13 protein-coding genes are annotated in these 15,298 nt (G+C 69.3%); 2 read left to right on the top strand and 11 right to left on the bottom strand.

Features of this window, described 5'->3' with window-relative positions; all coding sequences use genetic code 11:
- Window positions 1-102 precede the first annotated feature (102 nt).
- Window positions 103-3,240: an AAA family ATPase gene (locus KRR55_RS11305; RefSeq protein WP_217389182.1), complete on the bottom strand. Its 3,138-nt coding sequence runs from the start codon at window positions 3,238-3,240 to the stop codon at window positions 103-105.
- Entirely contained in the window at window positions 3,237-4,403 is a 1,167-nt protein-coding gene (locus KRR55_RS11300) for an exonuclease SbcCD subunit D (RefSeq protein ID WP_217389181.1), read from the bottom strand. Before KRR55_RS11300 ends, KRR55_RS11305 begins: the two co-directional genes overlap by 4 nt.
- Window positions 4,404-4,479: 76 nt before the next feature.
- On the opposite strand from KRR55_RS11300, the gene KRR55_RS11295 reads away from it, so the two are divergent.
- Entirely contained in the window at window positions 4,480-5,436 is a 957-nt protein-coding gene (locus tag KRR55_RS11295; RefSeq protein ID WP_217389180.1) for an ADP-ribosylglycohydrolase family protein, read from the top strand.
- 75 nt (window positions 5,437-5,511) lie between these two features.
- Here KRR55_RS11295 and KRR55_RS11290 read toward each other — a convergent pair whose 3' ends face one another.
- From KRR55_RS11290 to KRR55_RS11270, 5 genes are all read right to left on the bottom strand, one after another.
- The gene (locus KRR55_RS11290) at window positions 5,512-6,510 is read right to left on the bottom strand and encodes a 3'-5' exonuclease (protein ID WP_217389179.1); all 999 of its coding nucleotides are present in this window, start codon (window positions 6,508-6,510) and stop codon (window positions 5,512-5,514) included.
- Window positions 6,511-6,698: 188 nt separating this feature from the next.
- A complete protein-coding gene (locus KRR55_RS11285; protein WP_217389178.1) occupies window positions 6,699-7,394 on the bottom strand; it encodes a hypothetical protein in 696 nt (231 codons plus the stop codon).
- The gene (locus KRR55_RS11280) at window positions 7,391-8,314 is read right to left on the bottom strand and encodes an ABC transporter ATP-binding protein (protein ID WP_217389177.1); all 924 of its coding nucleotides are present in this window, start codon (window positions 8,312-8,314) and stop codon (window positions 7,391-7,393) included. The genes KRR55_RS11285 and KRR55_RS11280 overlap by 4 nt, the downstream gene beginning before the upstream one ends.
- Window positions 8,314-8,703, bottom strand: coding sequence for a GntR family transcriptional regulator (locus KRR55_RS11275; RefSeq protein ID WP_217389176.1), 390 nt, complete (start codon window positions 8,701-8,703; stop codon window positions 8,314-8,316). The genes KRR55_RS11280 and KRR55_RS11275 overlap by 1 nt, the downstream gene beginning before the upstream one ends.
- A gap of 254 nt (window positions 8,704-8,957) precedes the next feature.
- Window positions 8,958-9,659, bottom strand: coding sequence for a DedA family protein (locus KRR55_RS11270; protein WP_217389175.1), 702 nt, complete (start codon window positions 9,657-9,659; stop codon window positions 8,958-8,960).
- A 155-nt stretch (window positions 9,660-9,814) separates the two neighbouring features.
- On the opposite strand from KRR55_RS11270, the gene KRR55_RS11265 reads away from it, so the two are divergent.
- Window positions 9,815-10,345, top strand: a complete 531-nt coding sequence (locus KRR55_RS11265) for a hypothetical protein (RefSeq protein WP_217389174.1) — start codon at window positions 9,815-9,817, stop codon at window positions 10,343-10,345.
- 50 nt (window positions 10,346-10,395) lie between these two features.
- Here KRR55_RS11265 and KRR55_RS11260 read toward each other — a convergent pair whose 3' ends face one another.
- Genes KRR55_RS11260 through KRR55_RS11245 form a run of 4 tightly spaced genes read right to left on the bottom strand, consistent with a single transcriptional unit; the run spans window position 10,396 to window position 15,270 of the window.
- Window positions 10,396-11,535: a Gfo/Idh/MocA family protein gene (locus tag KRR55_RS11260; RefSeq protein ID WP_217389173.1), complete on the bottom strand. Its 1,140-nt coding sequence runs from the start codon at window positions 11,533-11,535 to the stop codon at window positions 10,396-10,398.
- Window positions 11,536-11,590: 55 nt separating this feature from the next.
- Window positions 11,591-12,661: a substrate-binding domain-containing protein gene (locus tag KRR55_RS11255; RefSeq protein ID WP_217389172.1), complete on the bottom strand. Its 1,071-nt coding sequence runs from the start codon at window positions 12,659-12,661 to the stop codon at window positions 11,591-11,593.
- 45 nt (window positions 12,662-12,706) lie between these two features.
- Window positions 12,707-13,735, bottom strand: coding sequence for an ABC transporter permease (locus KRR55_RS11250; RefSeq protein ID WP_217389171.1), 1,029 nt, complete (start codon window positions 13,733-13,735; stop codon window positions 12,707-12,709).
- The gene (locus tag KRR55_RS11245) at window positions 13,732-15,270 is read right to left on the bottom strand and encodes a sugar ABC transporter ATP-binding protein (RefSeq protein WP_254456098.1); all 1,539 of its coding nucleotides are present in this window, start codon (window positions 15,268-15,270) and stop codon (window positions 13,732-13,734) included. The genes KRR55_RS11250 and KRR55_RS11245 overlap by 4 nt, the downstream gene beginning before the upstream one ends.
- Window positions 15,271-15,298 lie beyond the last annotated feature (28 nt).

Here is a 15,298-nt window from a genome sequence, read left to right as displayed (position 1 = left end):
TGCCGGGTACTCCACATACATGCGTGTAGCGTCCCTGCCTCCCGCTACACAGAACCCTTTGCAGACATCGTCCAGTCTATCCGAGGCCCGCAAGGGCCCTGCTCACACCCCGATCTGCAGCGACACGGTCGAGCCGTTGCGGCCCTTGTGCACGTTCAACCGGGTGGCGATGCGCTGCTTCATCTCGGCCACGTGCGAGACCACCCCGATGACCCGCCCGCCGCTGCGCAGCGTTTCCAGGGCGTCCATGACCTGCTCCAGCGTCTCCCCGTCCAGTGAGCCGAAGCCCTCGTCCACGAAGAGCGTCTCGATGTCGATGCCGCCGCTCTGCTGCTGGATCACATCCGCCAGGCCCAGCGCCAGGGCGAGCGATGCCATGAACGACTCCCCGCCCGAGAGGGTCTGGGTGTCGCGCCTGACCCCGGTCCAGGCATCCAGGATCTGCAGGCCCAGCCCCGACTTGTTGTTCCCGCGCGGGGTGTCGTCGTGCACCAGCGAATAGCGCTGCCCGGTCATCAGCAGCAGCCGCGCGGTGGCGGCGAGCGCGACGGACTCCAGCCGGGCCGCGAGCACGTAGGTGCTCAGCGTCATCTTCAGCCGGTTCTCCCCCGCGCCTCGGGCCAGCTCCGCGATGGCCTTGAGCGTGGCGTAGCGCTCGAGCACCGGCCCGGCCGCGCGCGCGAGGTCTGCCAGCTTTTCGAGTGCCGCGTCCAGGCGTCCGGCGTAGCTGGTGAGCACCGCGTCGCGGGCCAGCAGTGCGTCGCGGGCCGCGGCGGCATCGTCCGCCTGCTGGCGTGCGGCGGCGTGCTCGTCCTCGCCGGGTGCCTGGATGCCGTCGGCGACCTCGGTGCGGGCCAGCTCGATGCCCGGCGCCTCGGCGAGGGTCTTGATGCGCACGGCCTCGTCGTTGTGCTTGCGCACGCGCCGCTGCTCGTCGCTGCGCCGGGCATCGTCTAGCAACAGCCCGTTCCATGCGGCGGTGTCGGCCACGCCGATGTCCGCGAGCTTCCCGGCCCACAGCCGCGCGGTGGCCTCCAGGTGGGCGGCCGCATCGGTGCTCGCCTGCACCGCGGAGGCAAGCGCCTCCAACGCGGAGGCGGCCGCGCCCAGGAGCACGTGGCGTTCGGCCAGGGTCTGGCCGTCCCTGCCCAGCTTGGCCAGCCGCGCCTCGAGCTTCAAGGCCCTGGCTTCCTCGGCGTCCCGCTTCGCGGCGGCGACTTCCAGCTCCGTGGCGGTCGTTGACTGGGCCGACACCAGGGATTCGAGCTCAGTCTCAGACCGGTGCAGCGCCTGCTGCGCGGCTGCGGCCTCGGTCCCCGACGCCACGGCCCTGGCGTGGGCCTCGGTTGCCGCCGTGAGTTCGGCGGCGGCTTCTTCGGCGCCCAATTCCCCGATCGCGCCACGCGACACGTCCAGGGCCTGGTCGGCTTTCTTCAGTGCGGCCCGCTGCTTCTCCTCGGCCTTTTCGGCCGTGGCCAGCAGCCCCTGGGCCGCCTCGATGTCCTCGGGGGCGACAAATTCCCCCGCGGGAAGGGTGGCCGGTTCCGGGTGGGTCGTGGATCCGCAGACCAGGCAGGCTTCCCCGTCGACGAGTTCCTTCGCCAGTGCCGCGGCCGATTGCTCCAGTCGCAGGGTGATCAGCGCCGCGACCTCTTCGCGGGCCTCCAGCGCGTGGGTGCGTGCGGCATTCCAGGTGGTGTGCGCACGTGCCTGCGCCGATTCGGCCCGGGTGCGGGCGAGCACCGCGTCGCGGCGCCCGGTGGCGGCGTGCACCGCGGCCCCGAGCGCGGAGCTGGATTCGGCCAGGGCCGCGAGTTCCCCGTGCCGGGTGCGCAGGGCGGGGAGCTGCTCCCCGATCTGCTGGATCCGGGAGGCTCGGTCCCGTTGCCGCGCCGTGCCCGCCTGGATGCCTGCCTCGAGCTTCTCGATGTCGTTGCGGACCTGCTCCAGTTCCGCTTCCTCCGGCAGCGCGGCCTCGATGAGGGCGGCGGCGGCGCGGGAGGACTTCGCGGCTCCGGCGGCGTGCGCGCCGAGCGCGGCAAGCCCCTGCGGATCGGGATCCGCGCCGCGTGCCTGTTCCAGCAGCGCGTCGATTCCCGGGTGCTGCGCCGCCAGGGACTCGCGGGCCTCGCCGGTGTCCGCCGCGGCTGCTGCCGCCGCGAGCCTGCGGTGTGCCGCCTCGGATTTGTCCCGGGCGTCGGAAAGTTGCTGGTGGTAGGGGCGCAGCCCCACGGCACGGGCATCGGCCTCCAGCAGCGCACCGAGCTCGGCGATCTGCTCGGCGCGCGAGTCGTGGGCGGCGCGCAGGGCTCCCAGTTCGGCCAGCTGCCGGTGCCGGGTGGCCCGCTCCTCCAGGGCAGTGCGGGTCTTCTGCGCACCGGCGAGCGCCGCGTCGGCACCCTTGCGGGATTCGGCCAGACCGGCCCGCAGCCCGGACACGCGGGCGCGCAGCACCTCGCCGAGTGCGGCGTCCTCCCCGGCGTCGAGGTGCCCGCGGGCATCGGGCGGCAATCCACCCTCCGCGCCATCGGCCCCGTCCCGCTCGGCGCCGGCATCCGCGTACAGCGTGGCGGCCGCGTCGGCGGCCAGCTGCTGCAGGGTCGCGGTGCGGGCGCGCTCGGCGTCCTCGGCCTCGGCGCGGGCGGCGTTCAGCCTCTCGCCCAGGATCCGCTCGGCCATCGCGTATTCGCTGGTGTCGAAGAGCGAGCGCAGCAGGTCCTCGCGGTCCTTGTCCTTGGCCCGCAGGAAGGCGGCGAAGGCGCCCTGGGGCAGCATCGCGACCTTGGTGAACTGCTCCTTGTCCAGGCCCAGGATCTCGGCCAGGACGTGCCCGACCTCGTCGTTGCGGGTGGACTTCTCCACCCAGGCACCGTCGATGCGCTCGCGCAGCCGGGACTGGGCCTGCGCGGTGGTGAAGCCGCTCTTGCTGCGCGCCGAGGGCCGTTCCCAGGCCGGGGAACGGGTGACCTCGAAGCGCCGGCCGCCGGTGGAGAATTCGCAGATGACCTCCGGGACCGCCGCGGGCGCGGCGTGGTCGCTGCGCAGCGACTTGCTGCCCGTGCGCACCCCGGGCAGCGAGCCGTAGAGCGCGTAGCAGATCCCGTCCAGCACGCTGGTCTTTCCCGCCCCGGTCTCCCCGTTGAGCAGGAAGATCCCCGCCTCGGAGAGCGCGTCGAAGTCGATGGAGGCGCGCTGGGCAAAGGGGCCGAAGGCCTCCAGCTGAAGCGAATGGACCCTCATGCCTGCACCTTCTCGCTCTTGACCTGCTCCAGCACCGAGGCCACCAGGACTTCCTCGGCGTCGTTCAGCGGCCGCAGCCTGACGTGGTCGACGAATCCGGCGCAGACCTCCACCGGGGAGGCGGCGGCCGCGAGCCGGTCGGCATAGGAGTGGTGCGGGTCCTCTGCGCGGTCCTCGGGCTCGAAGTTCAGCACCAGGGTGTCGGGGAAGCGGGCGCGCAGCCGCTCCATAGCGCCGGCGGGCCGGTGCGTGTCGGTCAGCGTGACCTGGCACCAGGCGTCCTGCGCGGAGGCGTGGGCCGGGTCGGTGAGCAGGTCATCGATCCTGCCCTTGAGGATGCGCAGCTCCTTGGCCGCGGGCCAGTCGATGCCGCGCACCTCCCCCAGCCCGTCGGGGCCGATGTCCAGCAGCCAGGCGCCCTTGCGGTGCCCGGCCTCGGAGAAGGAGTACGGGATCGGGGAGCCGGAGTACCTGATGTGTTCGGCCAGCTTTTGCCGGCCGTGCAGGTGGCCCAGGGCGGCATAGGTGAAGTCGGAGAAGTAGCTCGTGGGCACGATGTCCAGCCCGCCGATGCTCAGCTCGCGCTCGGAGTCGGAGGCGGCGCCGCCGGCGGCGAACACGTGCGCCAGCACGATCCCGTGCACCGGGGTCCCCGCGGCATCGCGCCGGGCGGCCAGGTCCCCGCGCACCTTCTGAAGCGCGGCCTCCACCACGGGAGGGTGCCCGGGCGCGGTGACGTCCAGGGCGTCGGCGACCATGCGCGGTTCCAGGTAGGGCAGCCCGTAGACGGCCACGGAGTAGCCGTCCCGGCCAAAGACCGCGGGCCGGTCGATGTCGGCGAGGGAGGTGCGCAGGTGCAGCCCCGCATGCTCGAGCAGCGCGGAGCCGAAGCCCAGGCGCAGCGCCGAGTCGTGGTTGCCGCTGGTGATGACCATCTGCACCCCCGTGGCCCGCAGCCGGACCAGCGACTCGTCGAAGAGTTGCACCGCGTCCACCCCGGGCAGGGCACGGTCATACACGTCCCCGGAGACCAGCAGCAGCTCCACCGCCTCGGTCTCGATGGTGTCGATGAGCCGGTCGACGAATTCGCGCTGGGCCGCCAGCAGCGAGGCCCCGTGGAAGGAACGGCCCAGGTGCCAGTCGGAGGTGTGCAGGATACGCATGGGATCAACATTAGCCAGCCCGGGCCACGGGTTGGAATCAGCACGGGCGCCGGCGCGAAACAACTAGACTGGCAGGGTGAGTGAATCAACTGATCAGTACGCGCTTCCCGCCGATTTTTCCGACCGTGTCTTCGGCGTGCTGCTGGCCGCCGCCGACGGTGCCGCCCACGCGCGCGACGGCGCCGATCCCGGCGAGACCGAGACCCTTGCCCTTTACCTGCTCGACGGTTTGCTCGAGGCCCTGGAATGGGCGAACGAGGGCGTGTCCTCCGACGAGGCCGCCTGCATGTGGCTGGCCGCGCTGCGCTGGTACAAGCTGGTGAACAAGTCCTTCCCGGCCGGCGCTCCGGAGCCGCAGCCGCGCTGGATCGACGAGGCCTTCGACGGGGCCCCGGACTTCGCCCCGGGCGACAGCCAGAACCTGCTGGCACTGGACAACGCCGACATGGCCTCGGTCGGCCGCCCGCTGTTCCCGAAGGCCGACACCACCGGGGTGCTCACCCGCGCCGCGTTCATGGCGCTGCTGCCCCGGGTCGACGAGGCCACCACGGCCAAGCTCGCCACCGATGCCGCGGCGCTGACCCACGGGTCCCCCTCCGCCCACCGCGCCGCCGCCGCGGCCGCGCTGGTGGTGCGCGCGGCCCTGGAATCCGGGACCGACTCCGTGGGCAGCTGGGCAGCCTTGGTCAACGAATTCGAACCCGAGGCGCCCGAGGCCGAGGATCCGGCGGACCAGGGGCACGAAGCGCCCGAGGCCGAGGCCCCCGAACTGGACATGACGGCCGGGGCGGGGTTGTTCCGGGCCACGACCTACGTGGCGAGCGCGCTGGCGAACACCGAACCGAAGGCGGCGTACGACGCGCTCTTCGAGTCGCTCGGCGAGGATCCTGACCCGGAGACCGCCGCGTACGCCACGGCGCTGCTGGCCGCGGTGCAGGGCACTGATGCGGTGGCCCACCGACCGGCCTCGGAAATCGACCCGATCCTGGACGCCATGCACGACCGCTGGGTCAAGCTCACCGTCGGGGAGTAGTTCCGCGGCGCCCTCTCGGCAGGGCGCCGCCCGGCACGCGGCCGCACCGCTTGCGCGGGCCGGGCCTTGGCTTGGCTAGGCGGCGTCGAAGCCGTCGATGAGCTGCAGGAATTCGCCCTCGGCCAGGATCGCGACGGGCTGCCCGGCCTCCTGGAGGCGCAGCACCCGCTTGGCCTTGCCGGTGAGCCGTCCGGTGGACAGGTCCTCGGGCACGAACCCGTCCCCGACCACCAGCACCGTGGTGGCGCGGGTGACGCGGCTGGCCGTGTTTGCCCCGCGCTCGGCGGCCCTGTCCTTGGCCACCTGGCGGGAGATGCGCAGGTTGCCGGTGAACACGACCATCTCGCCGTAGAGCGGGTGCGCCGGATCGGCCTGCGGGTCGCCGGTGCGGTCCTCGCCTTCCTGCGGCCAGGCGGCCCACTCGGGCTGCGCCGGCACCGGGTTGCCGCTGGCGGCCCAGCCCCGGGCGTCGCGGGTGGCCTTGGACAGCGCGTCGCCCGGCACGTAGGCAGGGGCGAAGCCCATCTTCACCTTCAGCAGCTCGGCGGCGGCGGCCACGTCCCCGGCGTCCTGGCGGCGGGCGATGTCGATCATGATGTTGGCGCAGGCCCGGGCATCGGCCAGCGCATCGTGGTGGTTTTCCATGGGCGAGCCGGCCTCCTCGGCCACGAACGGCAGCGAGTAGGAGGAGAGCTCGTAGGTGCGCCGGGACATCTTCACGGTGCAGGCGTAGTCGAAGGCCGGGCCGGCCAGCTCGGAGACCTCCAGGGCGGAGCGGATCACGCCAAGGTCGAAGGCGGCGTTGTGCGCCACCAGGGTGTCGGTGCCGATGAAGTTGGCCATCGGGGTGAATAGCTCCCCGAAGCGCGGGGCGTTGGCCACCATGTCTGCGGTGATGCGGTGGATCATCACGTTGCGTGCATCGAAGTGGTCAAACCCCTCCGGCGGGCGCATCAGCCAGGAGGCCTCCTCAACGATCTTGCCGTTGCGGACCCGGCTGAGTCCGACGCTGCAGGCGGAGCCACGGAATCCGTTGGCGGTTTCAAAGTCAATCGATGTAAAGTCCAGGGCCACGAACCAAAGGATACCGCCGATCCCCCGCGGCCGGGGCACCGCCGGGCCCGCATGTGGCGCGAATGACACCGCCCGCCACGCACGAAACCCCCGGCTTGCCGGCCCCGCGACGCACGTGGCCGGGCCGACCCGCCAGGGGTTTCGGATGGCCGTTTTGCCGCGCCGGCCCCGCGGTGGCTACGCGGTGGCTACGCGGTGGCCCGTCGCAGGGTCAGGTACGAGCCGCCGGCCAGGAGCACGCAGAGCATCCCCAGGACGATGCTCAGGCCCAGCACCTGCATCGCGGCGAACCAGGCGCCGACCTGCGGCCAGGCGTCGTTCAGCGTCGCGAGGGCAACCATGCCCAGCACCAGGACGGCGAAGCCGATGCCGGCGACCAGCAGGCCGGATGCCTTCCAGCGCATGTACACCGTTGCCGCCCAGAAGCCGATCATGAACAGCAGCACCATGGCCACGAAGTAGAACAGGATCTGGATCGCCGCGTTGTTCTGGGAAATCCATCCCAGGGCGAAGACCTGCCCGTTGAAGCCCCATCCGCCGGTGGCCTTCTCCACCAGCCCCAGCAGGTAGTACAGGATCGAGAAGCCCAGCGCGATGGCGGCGAACAGCCCAAGGGTTCCCAGGTAGAAGCTCCTTCTCGAGACGCTCATGGCCTGCGAGAACGGGAAGGTGTAGGTCAGGGACTGGATGCCCAGGGCCAGGAAATACCACATGACGGCCTGGCCCGAGCCCGAGTACAGCTCCCCCTCCCGGGCACTGGCCGGCAGCAGCGCCCAGATGCCGAAGGTCATGAGGGTGGAGGCCACCAGGATCACCATCGGGATCCCGAGGAATGGCCACTTGTTGATCAGCTGCATGCGGGCGACCTTGACGACGCGGTTCATTTGAGGGCCTCCTGGTAGTGATCCCCGTGGGGTTCGGCTTGGGCGGACATGGTGGTGCGCACGACCAGCTGCTGCAGCGGAACGGGCGAGAGCTCGAGCCCGATCTCGGCGGCCATGGCCCGCTGGGTCGCCCCGAGCCTGGCCTGGATGGTGACCGAGGCCAGGGAGCCGAGGGAATCGCGGTGCAGCACGCGATACCCGTCGATGAAGGACGCAACCTTGTCCTGGTTTCCCGTCACCGCCACGGCCGAGCCGCGCAGCGTGTCGGCATCCTCGTCGAGCAGGATCCTGCCCTTGTCGATGACCACGACATGTTCCAGGAGGTTGGCGATCTCGTCGATCAGGTGGGAGGAGAGCACGATGGTGCGCGGGTGCAGCGCATAGTCCTCGACCAGGCGGTCGTAGAAGATCTGCCGGGCCACCGCGTCCAGCCCCAGATAGGGTTCGTCGAAGACGGTGACCTCGGCCCGCGCCGCCATGCCGATGATGACCCCGACGGCCGAGAGCTGGCCGCGGGAGAGCTTCTTGATGCGCCGCCTGGTCGGCAGGTTGAAGTCCTCGATGAGCCGCTCGGCCAGCTCCTGGTCCCAGTTGGCGAAGAACAGCGCGGCCGCCTTGAAGGCCTGGTGCGGGCTGAAGTCATCGGGGTACCTCTGGGATTCGCGGATGAAGCAGATCCGGGCCAGGGTCGAGTCGTTCTCGTACGGGTTCCTGCCGTGGATCAGCACCTGGCCGCCGGTCGGGTAGCCCTGGCCGGCGAGGATGGACATCAGGGTGGTCTTGCCGGCGCCGTTGCGGCCCAGCAGCCCGTAGATCCGGTTTTCCTCCAGGGCCAGCGAAACCCCGTCCAGCGCGTTGGCGTCGCGGTAGGTCTTTGTCAGGTTCCGGACCTCGATGGCCGGCGCGGATGTCGGTGCCATCAGCGGACGCTCCCTTCGGCCGACTCGGCGGCCAGTGACTGGCGGACCATCGATGCCAGCGTCTCGGCGTCGATGCCGAGCTTCCGGGCCTCGCGGGCCAGCGGTTGGATGTATTGGGCCGCGAAGGCGCTGCGCCTTTTTCCCAGCAACTGGTCGCGGGCCCCGGTGGCGACGAACATGCCGATGCCTCTCTTCTTGTACAGGATTCCACTTTCAACCAAGAGGTTCACGCCCTTGGCCGCGGTGGCCGGGTTGATGCGGTAGTAGACGGCGAACTCGTTGGTCGAGGGCACCTGGGCCTCTTCGGCCATGGTGCCGGCGACGATCTCGGACTCGATCAGCTCCGCGATCTGGAGGAAGATCGGCCGTGAATCATCAATGGCGCTCACGACGGCCAACCTTTCTTGACATGCACCGAACCCGGATGCTTGGTTGGTTCAGTGGTTCATTACTCATGTAACTAACCTAGGAGCGCATGAAGCGGATGTCAAGAGGCAATGCGAGGCTCCGCGGGAACATCGCCGACGCGGCGCACGGGCCCCCTTGGGGACAGCAAAAAGCCCGGCAGCACTCCCCGTGCTCCGCGCGATGCGAAAAACAGTGAAGTGCGGCCGGGCCCCGGGGCTCGGTCCGGCGGCGCGCGCTACTTGGCGGCGTCCGCATCCTGCAGGGTCGCCAGCTTCTTCGCCCTGGACTTGCGGACCTTCAGCACGACCCACAGCACCAGCAGCAATGCCACCGCAACGATGACGATCTTCTGGAAGACATCGGCATAGGCCTCGACCACGTGCCAGTTCTCCCCCAGGTAGAACCCGGAGAGGACGAAGATGGAGTTCCAGATCAGCGATCCGGCGGCGGTCAGGCCCAGGAACTTGCCCTGGTTCATCTTGGTGATGCCTGCGGGGATGGAGATCAGCGAGCGGAAGATCGGGATCATCCGGCCGAAGAACACCGCCTTGGCGCCGTTGCGCTCGAACCAGCCCTCGACCTTGTCGACGTCCTCGATGTCAACCAGCGGAAGCCAGCCGACGATGGCCCGGGTGCGTTCGCGCCCCAGTGCCCGGCCGACCCAGTACAGCGCGTAGGCGCCGAAGATCGACCCGATCGTCGTCCACAGCAGCGCCTCCACGAGGGAAAACGACCCGCGGCTTGCGGTGAATCCCGCCAGCGGCAGGATGACCTCGGAGGGCAGCGGCGGGAAGAGGTTTTCCAGCGCGATGGCCAGCGCGGCACCGGGTGCCCCGATGACCTCCATCAGGTGCACCGCCCAGTCGGCAAATCTCGTGATCAGGCTTCCGCCGGAAGTGTCGGCGGTCGCGGCCTGTAGCGCAATCAAGGTAGTCATTGTCTTTCAGTGTCTCTTAAGCCGCCGCGTATCCACAGGAACGGAGACCACTATGTGTTCAATGCCTCACGCGTTGGGCGACGCGCCGGGGCCGCCCCGGCGCCGTCCGCGCCGGCGGTCGCCTGTCGGGCCGGCCGAGTTGTTAGGCTGGCCCGATGGCACTTCAACGCACGTCCCGTCCACCGGTGATTCGACTTTTTCCGGACCACGCCGACACCGTCCTGTGGCTCGGTCATCCCGTTGACTATTCGGACACGTCGCTCAGTGCGCAGCTCGTGGCGGCATTGCGCAGCTGGGAGCTCTCGTACTACGAGTCCCTCGACGAGGAGCACGCCTTCCGCAACAAGGCACTGGCGCGGGCCCACACCGCCGAAGGCAACCGGCTGGCCGGCCTCGTGGCCGCGGAAGTCGGCAGCGGTTTTGCCGTCGAATTCCGCAGTTACGAGAGATGGTCCAGGCGGCGCTATTTCAACAGCCCGCTTGCCGCCGCGAATCCGGCGTCGGCATCTTGCTTTGCCGTGCTGTGCGAAGCCGAGCAGGCAGAGGCCGCCGAACGTGCCGCCTTGGCCGAGGACGGAGGGTTGCGCGCCGTCGCGCCGCTTTCCGGCACGGAATTCGAGCCACGCGAAGGCCGGGGCAGGCAGCAAGAGCAACACGCCGGCGATCGGTGGAACCCGGAGCAATAGCCGCGGCGTCCCGGCTGCGCGTGTCCCCCGCACAGCCGGGAACATGGGGATCAGGACACACGGACCCTGGCGCTGCCGGCGGCGGCACTGGACTCGATCGCGGCCAGGACTCGCTGGACCTCGAGCCCGTCGGCAAAGGACGGCGAGGCAGGGGTTCGGCCCTCGATGGCCAGCAGCAGGTCGCGGACCTCGTGGATGAAGGTGTCTGCCCATCCCAGTACGTGGCCGGTCGGCCACCAGCCCTCGAGGTACGGGTGTTGAGGCTCGGTGACCAGGATGGTCCTGAACCCTTGCTCCCCGGCCGGGGCACCTGCTTCGCACAACTGCAGGTGGTTCAGCGATTCCAGGTCGAAGGCCAGGGACCCGCGCGACCCGTAGGCCTCGATCCGCAAGGAGTTCTTGCGCCCGGTGGCCATGCGCGTTGCCTCCACGGTTGCCACCGCCCCGTTGTCCAGCTCCAGCGTCGACCAGATCGCGTCGTCCACCGTGACGTCCTCGTCCCCCGCCGCGCCGGGGCGCCGGGTGACGAAGGTCCGGCTGGTTGCCGACAGCGAACTGACGCGAGCCCCGGTCAGGAAATGGACCTGGTCAACGGCATGGGATCCCAGGTCCCCCAGCGCACCTGAACCCGCCTCTTCCCGGCGCAGCCGCCAGCTCATGGGCGAGGCCTCATCGACCAGCCAGTCCTGGTAGTAGCGGATGTTCAGCTGCCGCAGCTCCCCCAGCCGGCCCGAGGCCACCAGCTCCCTGGCCAGCGCGAGCGCAGGAACCCTGCGGTAGTTGAACCCGAGCATCGAGACCACGCCCGAGGCGGCCGCGGTGGCGGCCGCCCCGGCCATCGCCTGCGCCTCGGCCAGGGTGTTGGCCAAGGGCTTTTCCACGAGCACGTGCTTGCCGTGCTCCAGGGCGAAGAGCGCGATCTGGGCGTGCAGCGCCCCCGGGGTGCAGATGTCGACGATGTCCACGTCGTCGCGCAGGATGCTCGCGCGCCAGTCGGTGCTTGATTTCTCCCATCCGTAGCGCCGCGCCGACTCGTCGACCGATGCGGCATTGCGCCCGACGAGCACGCGCAGGGCCACCTTCGGGGTGTCAAACACGGCGTTGACGTTGCGCCAGGCCTGGGAATGGGCCTTGCCCATGAACGAGTGGCCGATAACTGCTACGCCAAGGGCCGAGCCGGTTCTGGACATCTGTTACTCCTTGCGGTGGTGCTGCCGGTGGGCGGATCGCTGGTGCTGCGCGGGCTTAGGACTCGAAGGCCGTCGGCAGGTAGCGCTCGACGTTCTCCTTGGTCACCACTGCCGCGTAGAGCACGATCTGGCGCGGGATCTCGATGTCCATCAGGTCGCCCAGCGCCTTGTCCTGGGCCACGAGGCGGGCCACGCGCACACCATCGGCGGCCTGGTAGGCCGGGTAGACCGTGGTTGCCTTCACGACGGAATCGCCGGACTGGATCTCGCGCATCATGTTGGCCGACCCGCCGTTGCCGACCATGAAGAACTCGCTGCGGTCGGCGGCCTTGATGGCCGCCAGCACGCCGACGCCCTGGTCGTCGTCGTGGTTCCAGATGGCGTCGAGCTGCGGGGCGGCCTGGAGCAGGTTGGATGCGGCCTTCTCTCCGGACTCCACGGTGAACTCCGCCGGGACCCGGTTGGAGACCTCAAGCCCGCACTTTTCCAGCGCGTCCTTGAATCCGCGGCTGCGGTCCTGGGTCAGCGGCAGCGAGTCGATGCCGGGGATCTCGCCGATCTTTGCGTCCTTCTTGCCGTCGAGCTCGTTGCAGATGAAGTCGCCCGCGGAGACGCCCACGCCGTAGTTGTCGCCCAGCACTGTGACACGCGAGGACTGGGCGGTGCTGAATTCGCGGTCGACGTTGATCACCGGGATGCCGGCGTCCATGGCCTTCTGCGCCACCTGGGTCAGCGCGGCGCCGTCGAAGGGCAGCAGCACGATGGCGTCGACCTTGTCGTTGATCATGGTTTCGACCTGGCTGATCTGGACGCTGACGTCGTTGGTTCCCTCGGCGACCTTCAGCTCCACGTCCGGGTATTCCTTGGCGGTCTCCACGGCGAGATCGGTCATCGCGGCCATGAAACCATGGTCGGCCGCGGGCACGGAGAAGCCGATGGTGACCTTCTTGCCCTCTGCGGCGTTGGAGCCGGCGGCGGCTGCGGCGGCTGCGGCGGCCGGGGCACCGGAGGCGGGCGCGGGTTCCGCCGGGGCGTTGGAGACGCAGGCGGTGAGCATGAACGCCGAGGTGGCCAGCAGGGCTGCGGCGCCGAGCATCTTCTTCGGGCTTGCGGTGGGCTTGAACATTACTTCTCCTTTGAAACAGTTTTTGGTGCGTGTGTGTGGTGCGGGTCAGGTGCGGGACTGCCGGGCGGCCAGCTGGCGCTGGATCAGCACGGCGATCACGATGATCGCGCCCTTGGCGACAAGCTGGACCGAGAGCGAGAGGTTGTTCAGGGTGAAGATGTTGGTCAGCGTGGAGAAGATCAGCACGCCGAGAACGGTGCCGAAGATCGAGCCGCGCCCGCCGGTGAGCAGGGTCCCGCCGATGACCACCGCGGCGATCACGTCGAGTTCCAGGCCGGTGCCGTGGGTGGCGCTGCCGGTGGTGGTGCGGGCCATGAGCATGAACGCGCCGATGCCGGCACACAGCCCCGCCAGGGCATAGATGGCCATGGTGTGGCGCTCGACCTTGATTCCGGCCAGGCGGGCCGCCTCGGGGTTGCCGCCGATCGCGAAGGTTCGCCGGCCGAAGGTGGTGCGGTTGAGCAGGACCCAGCCCCCCACGGCCACGAAGACGAAGACCAGCACGATGACCGGGACGCCGAAGAGGTTTCCTCCCACCGTCTCGAGGAATCCGTCGACGGTGATGATTTGCGTCTTCTTGTCGGAGATGATCTCCGCCAGTCCGCGGGCAGCGGCCATCATGGCCAGCGTGGTGATGAAGGAGACGACCTTGCCGTAGGCGATCAGGATCCCGTTGACCAGCCCCGCGGCCGCACCGACCCCCATCGCGGTCAGCGCCATGAAGATCCAGGAGGTGGAATCGGCGAAGGCCTGCCCGGAGAGTGTCGTCGCCCAGACCGCGGAGAGCGCCAGGATCGCGCCGACGGACAGGTCGATGCCGGCGATCGTTATCACGAACGTCGCGCCGATGCTGACCACCCCGGTGACCGCGGCCAGGCGCACGATGGTCATCACGTTGTTGGAGTCGGCAAACCTGTCCCCCGCGGTGACGGTGCCCAGCACGGCAAGCAGGACCAGGGCCAGGATCAGCCCCATGTTCCGGCGGAGCCCGGCATCCAACAGCCATTTCATGGCGCTGCGCCGGCGAGGCGGGCTTGGCGCGGTTTTGAGCTCGGTTTCGGCCGAGGTGCTCATAGTGTGGTCCCTTCCATCACGAGGTCAAGAATCTGGTGTTCGCTCAATTCACCGGCCGGCGCCCGGTGCACGATCCGGTTTTCGGACACGACCAAGACCTCGTGGCACAGCCCGAGGACCTCCTCGAGTTCGCTGGAGACCACCACGATGGCGATGCCCGCCCGGGAAAGCCCGGCGATGAGGTTGTAGATTTCGCTGCGTGCCCCGACGTCCACCCCGCGGGAGGGTTCGTCGAGCAGCAGCACGCGGCAGCCGTGCGAGAGCCAGCGTCCCAGCACGACCTTTTGCTGGTTTCCGCCCGAGAGCGTGCGCGCCTCGCGTGCCGGGTCTGCGGGGCGCAGTTCCAGCTTCCGGACCTGCTCCATGCTGGCTTGGTATTCGCGCTTGCCGCTGGTAAACCCGGCTGTGGCATAGCGCCCGATGCTGGCCAGGGTGAAGTTGGCGACCAGGGTGTCATCGAGCAGCAGCGCCTGGCTCTTGCGTTCCTCCGGGCACAGTCCCATGCCGGCGTTCACCGCCGAGACCGTCGAGCCGGGGCGCAGCTTCCTGCCGTCGATGCCGACGGCTCCGGAGACCGGCTTGGTGGTGCCGTAGATGGCGCCGAGGATCTCCGACCGGCCCGAGCCCACCAGCCCCGCCAGCCCCAACACCTCCCCGGCGCGCACGGAGAAGGAGATCGGCTCGTGCCCCGGGGCCACGACCAGGTCGGTGACTGACAGGACCTCGGCCGCATCCGGTGCAACGGCCGCAACCGGCGGGAAGACGTTGGTGATCGAACGGCCGGTCATGAGCTTGATGAGCTCCACGTTGGGCGTTTCGGAGACCGGGAGGTTGGAGGCGACCGCCCGACCGTCCTTGAGGACGGTAATGCGGTCGCCGATCACCCGGATTTCTTCGAGCCGGTGCGAAATGTAGATGACCGCGACCCCGCCGGCGGTAAGCCTGCGCACGGTGTCAAAGAGGTTGCGCACCTCCTCGGAGTCCAGGACGGCCGAGGGCTCGTCCATGATGATCAGCCGCACCTCGCGGGACAGGGCCCTGGCCATGGAGACGATCTGCTGGCCGGCCGCGGAGAGCGAGCCGACCTCCATGTCCGGCGAGATCTCCGGGTGCCCCAGGCCGGCCAGCAGTCGCGCGGCCTCGAGCTGCTCGGCCCGACGGGAACTAAAGCCGCCCCGGGATTTCTCATGGCCCAGGAAGATGTTCTCCGCCACGGTGAGCGTCTCGACGAGGTCGAGCTCCTGGTACATGGTGCCGATGCCTGCCTTGATCGCATCATCCGGGCTGGAGAAACCGACTTCCTTGCCATCGAGCAGAATCTGGCCCTCGTTGGGCCTGTGGGCACCTGCAAGCACCTTGATCAGCGTGGACTTGCCCGCACCGTTTTGGCCCAGCAGGCAGTGGACCTCGCCGGCGGAGACCTCGAAGGAGACATCCTGCAGGGCGATGATGCCGGGAAATCGCTTTTCGATTCCTCGCATTTCAAGCAGGTGCGCCCTGCTCGGGGCGGCGCCTGTGGCTTCGTCGTCACTCATGGTGATGGACGTTACACCGACTTATGAT

This window comes from Paeniglutamicibacter quisquiliarum (assembly GCF_019084045.1).
Classification (GTDB): Bacteria; Actinomycetota; Actinomycetes; order Actinomycetales; family Micrococcaceae; genus Paeniglutamicibacter; species Paeniglutamicibacter quisquiliarum.
This window is presented reverse-complemented; position numbering and strand designations above follow the sequence as displayed.

Bases quoted from the DNA above. Each gene is read 5' to 3' on its own strand.
- KRR55_RS11280 (WP_217389177.1), bottom strand. From the start codon at position 8,314: ATGGCACCGACATCCGCGCCGGCCATCGAGGTCCGGAACCTGACAAAG.
- KRR55_RS11300 (WP_217389181.1), bottom strand. From the start codon at position 4,403: ATGCGTATCCTGCACACCTCCGACTGGCACCTGGGCCGTTCCTTCCAC.
- KRR55_RS11255 (WP_217389172.1), bottom strand. From the start codon at position 12,661: ATGTTCAAGCCCACCGCAAGCCCGAAGAAGATGCTCGGCGCCGCAGCC.
- KRR55_RS11260 (WP_217389173.1), bottom strand. From the start codon at position 11,535: ATGTCCAGAACCGGCTCGGCCCTTGGCGTAGCAGTTATCGGCCACTCG.
- KRR55_RS11265 (WP_217389174.1), top strand. From the start codon at position 9,815: ATGGCACTTCAACGCACGTCCCGTCCACCGGTGATTCGACTTTTTCCG.
- KRR55_RS11245 (WP_254456098.1), bottom strand. From the start codon at position 15,270: ATGAGTGACGACGAAGCCACAGGCGCCGCCCCGAGCAGGGCGCACCTG.
- KRR55_RS11250 (WP_217389171.1), bottom strand. From the start codon at position 13,735: ATGAGCACCTCGGCCGAAACCGAGCTCAAAACCGCGCCAAGCCCGCCT.
- KRR55_RS11270 (WP_217389175.1), bottom strand. From the start codon at position 9,659: ATGACTACCTTGATTGCGCTACAGGCCGCGACCGCCGACACTTCCGGC.
- KRR55_RS11305 (WP_217389182.1), bottom strand. From the start codon at position 3,240: ATGAGGGTCCATTCGCTTCAGCTGGAGGCCTTCGGCCCCTTTGCCCAG.
- KRR55_RS11285 (WP_217389178.1), bottom strand. From the start codon at position 7,394: ATGAACCGCGTCGTCAAGGTCGCCCGCATGCAGCTGATCAACAAGTGG.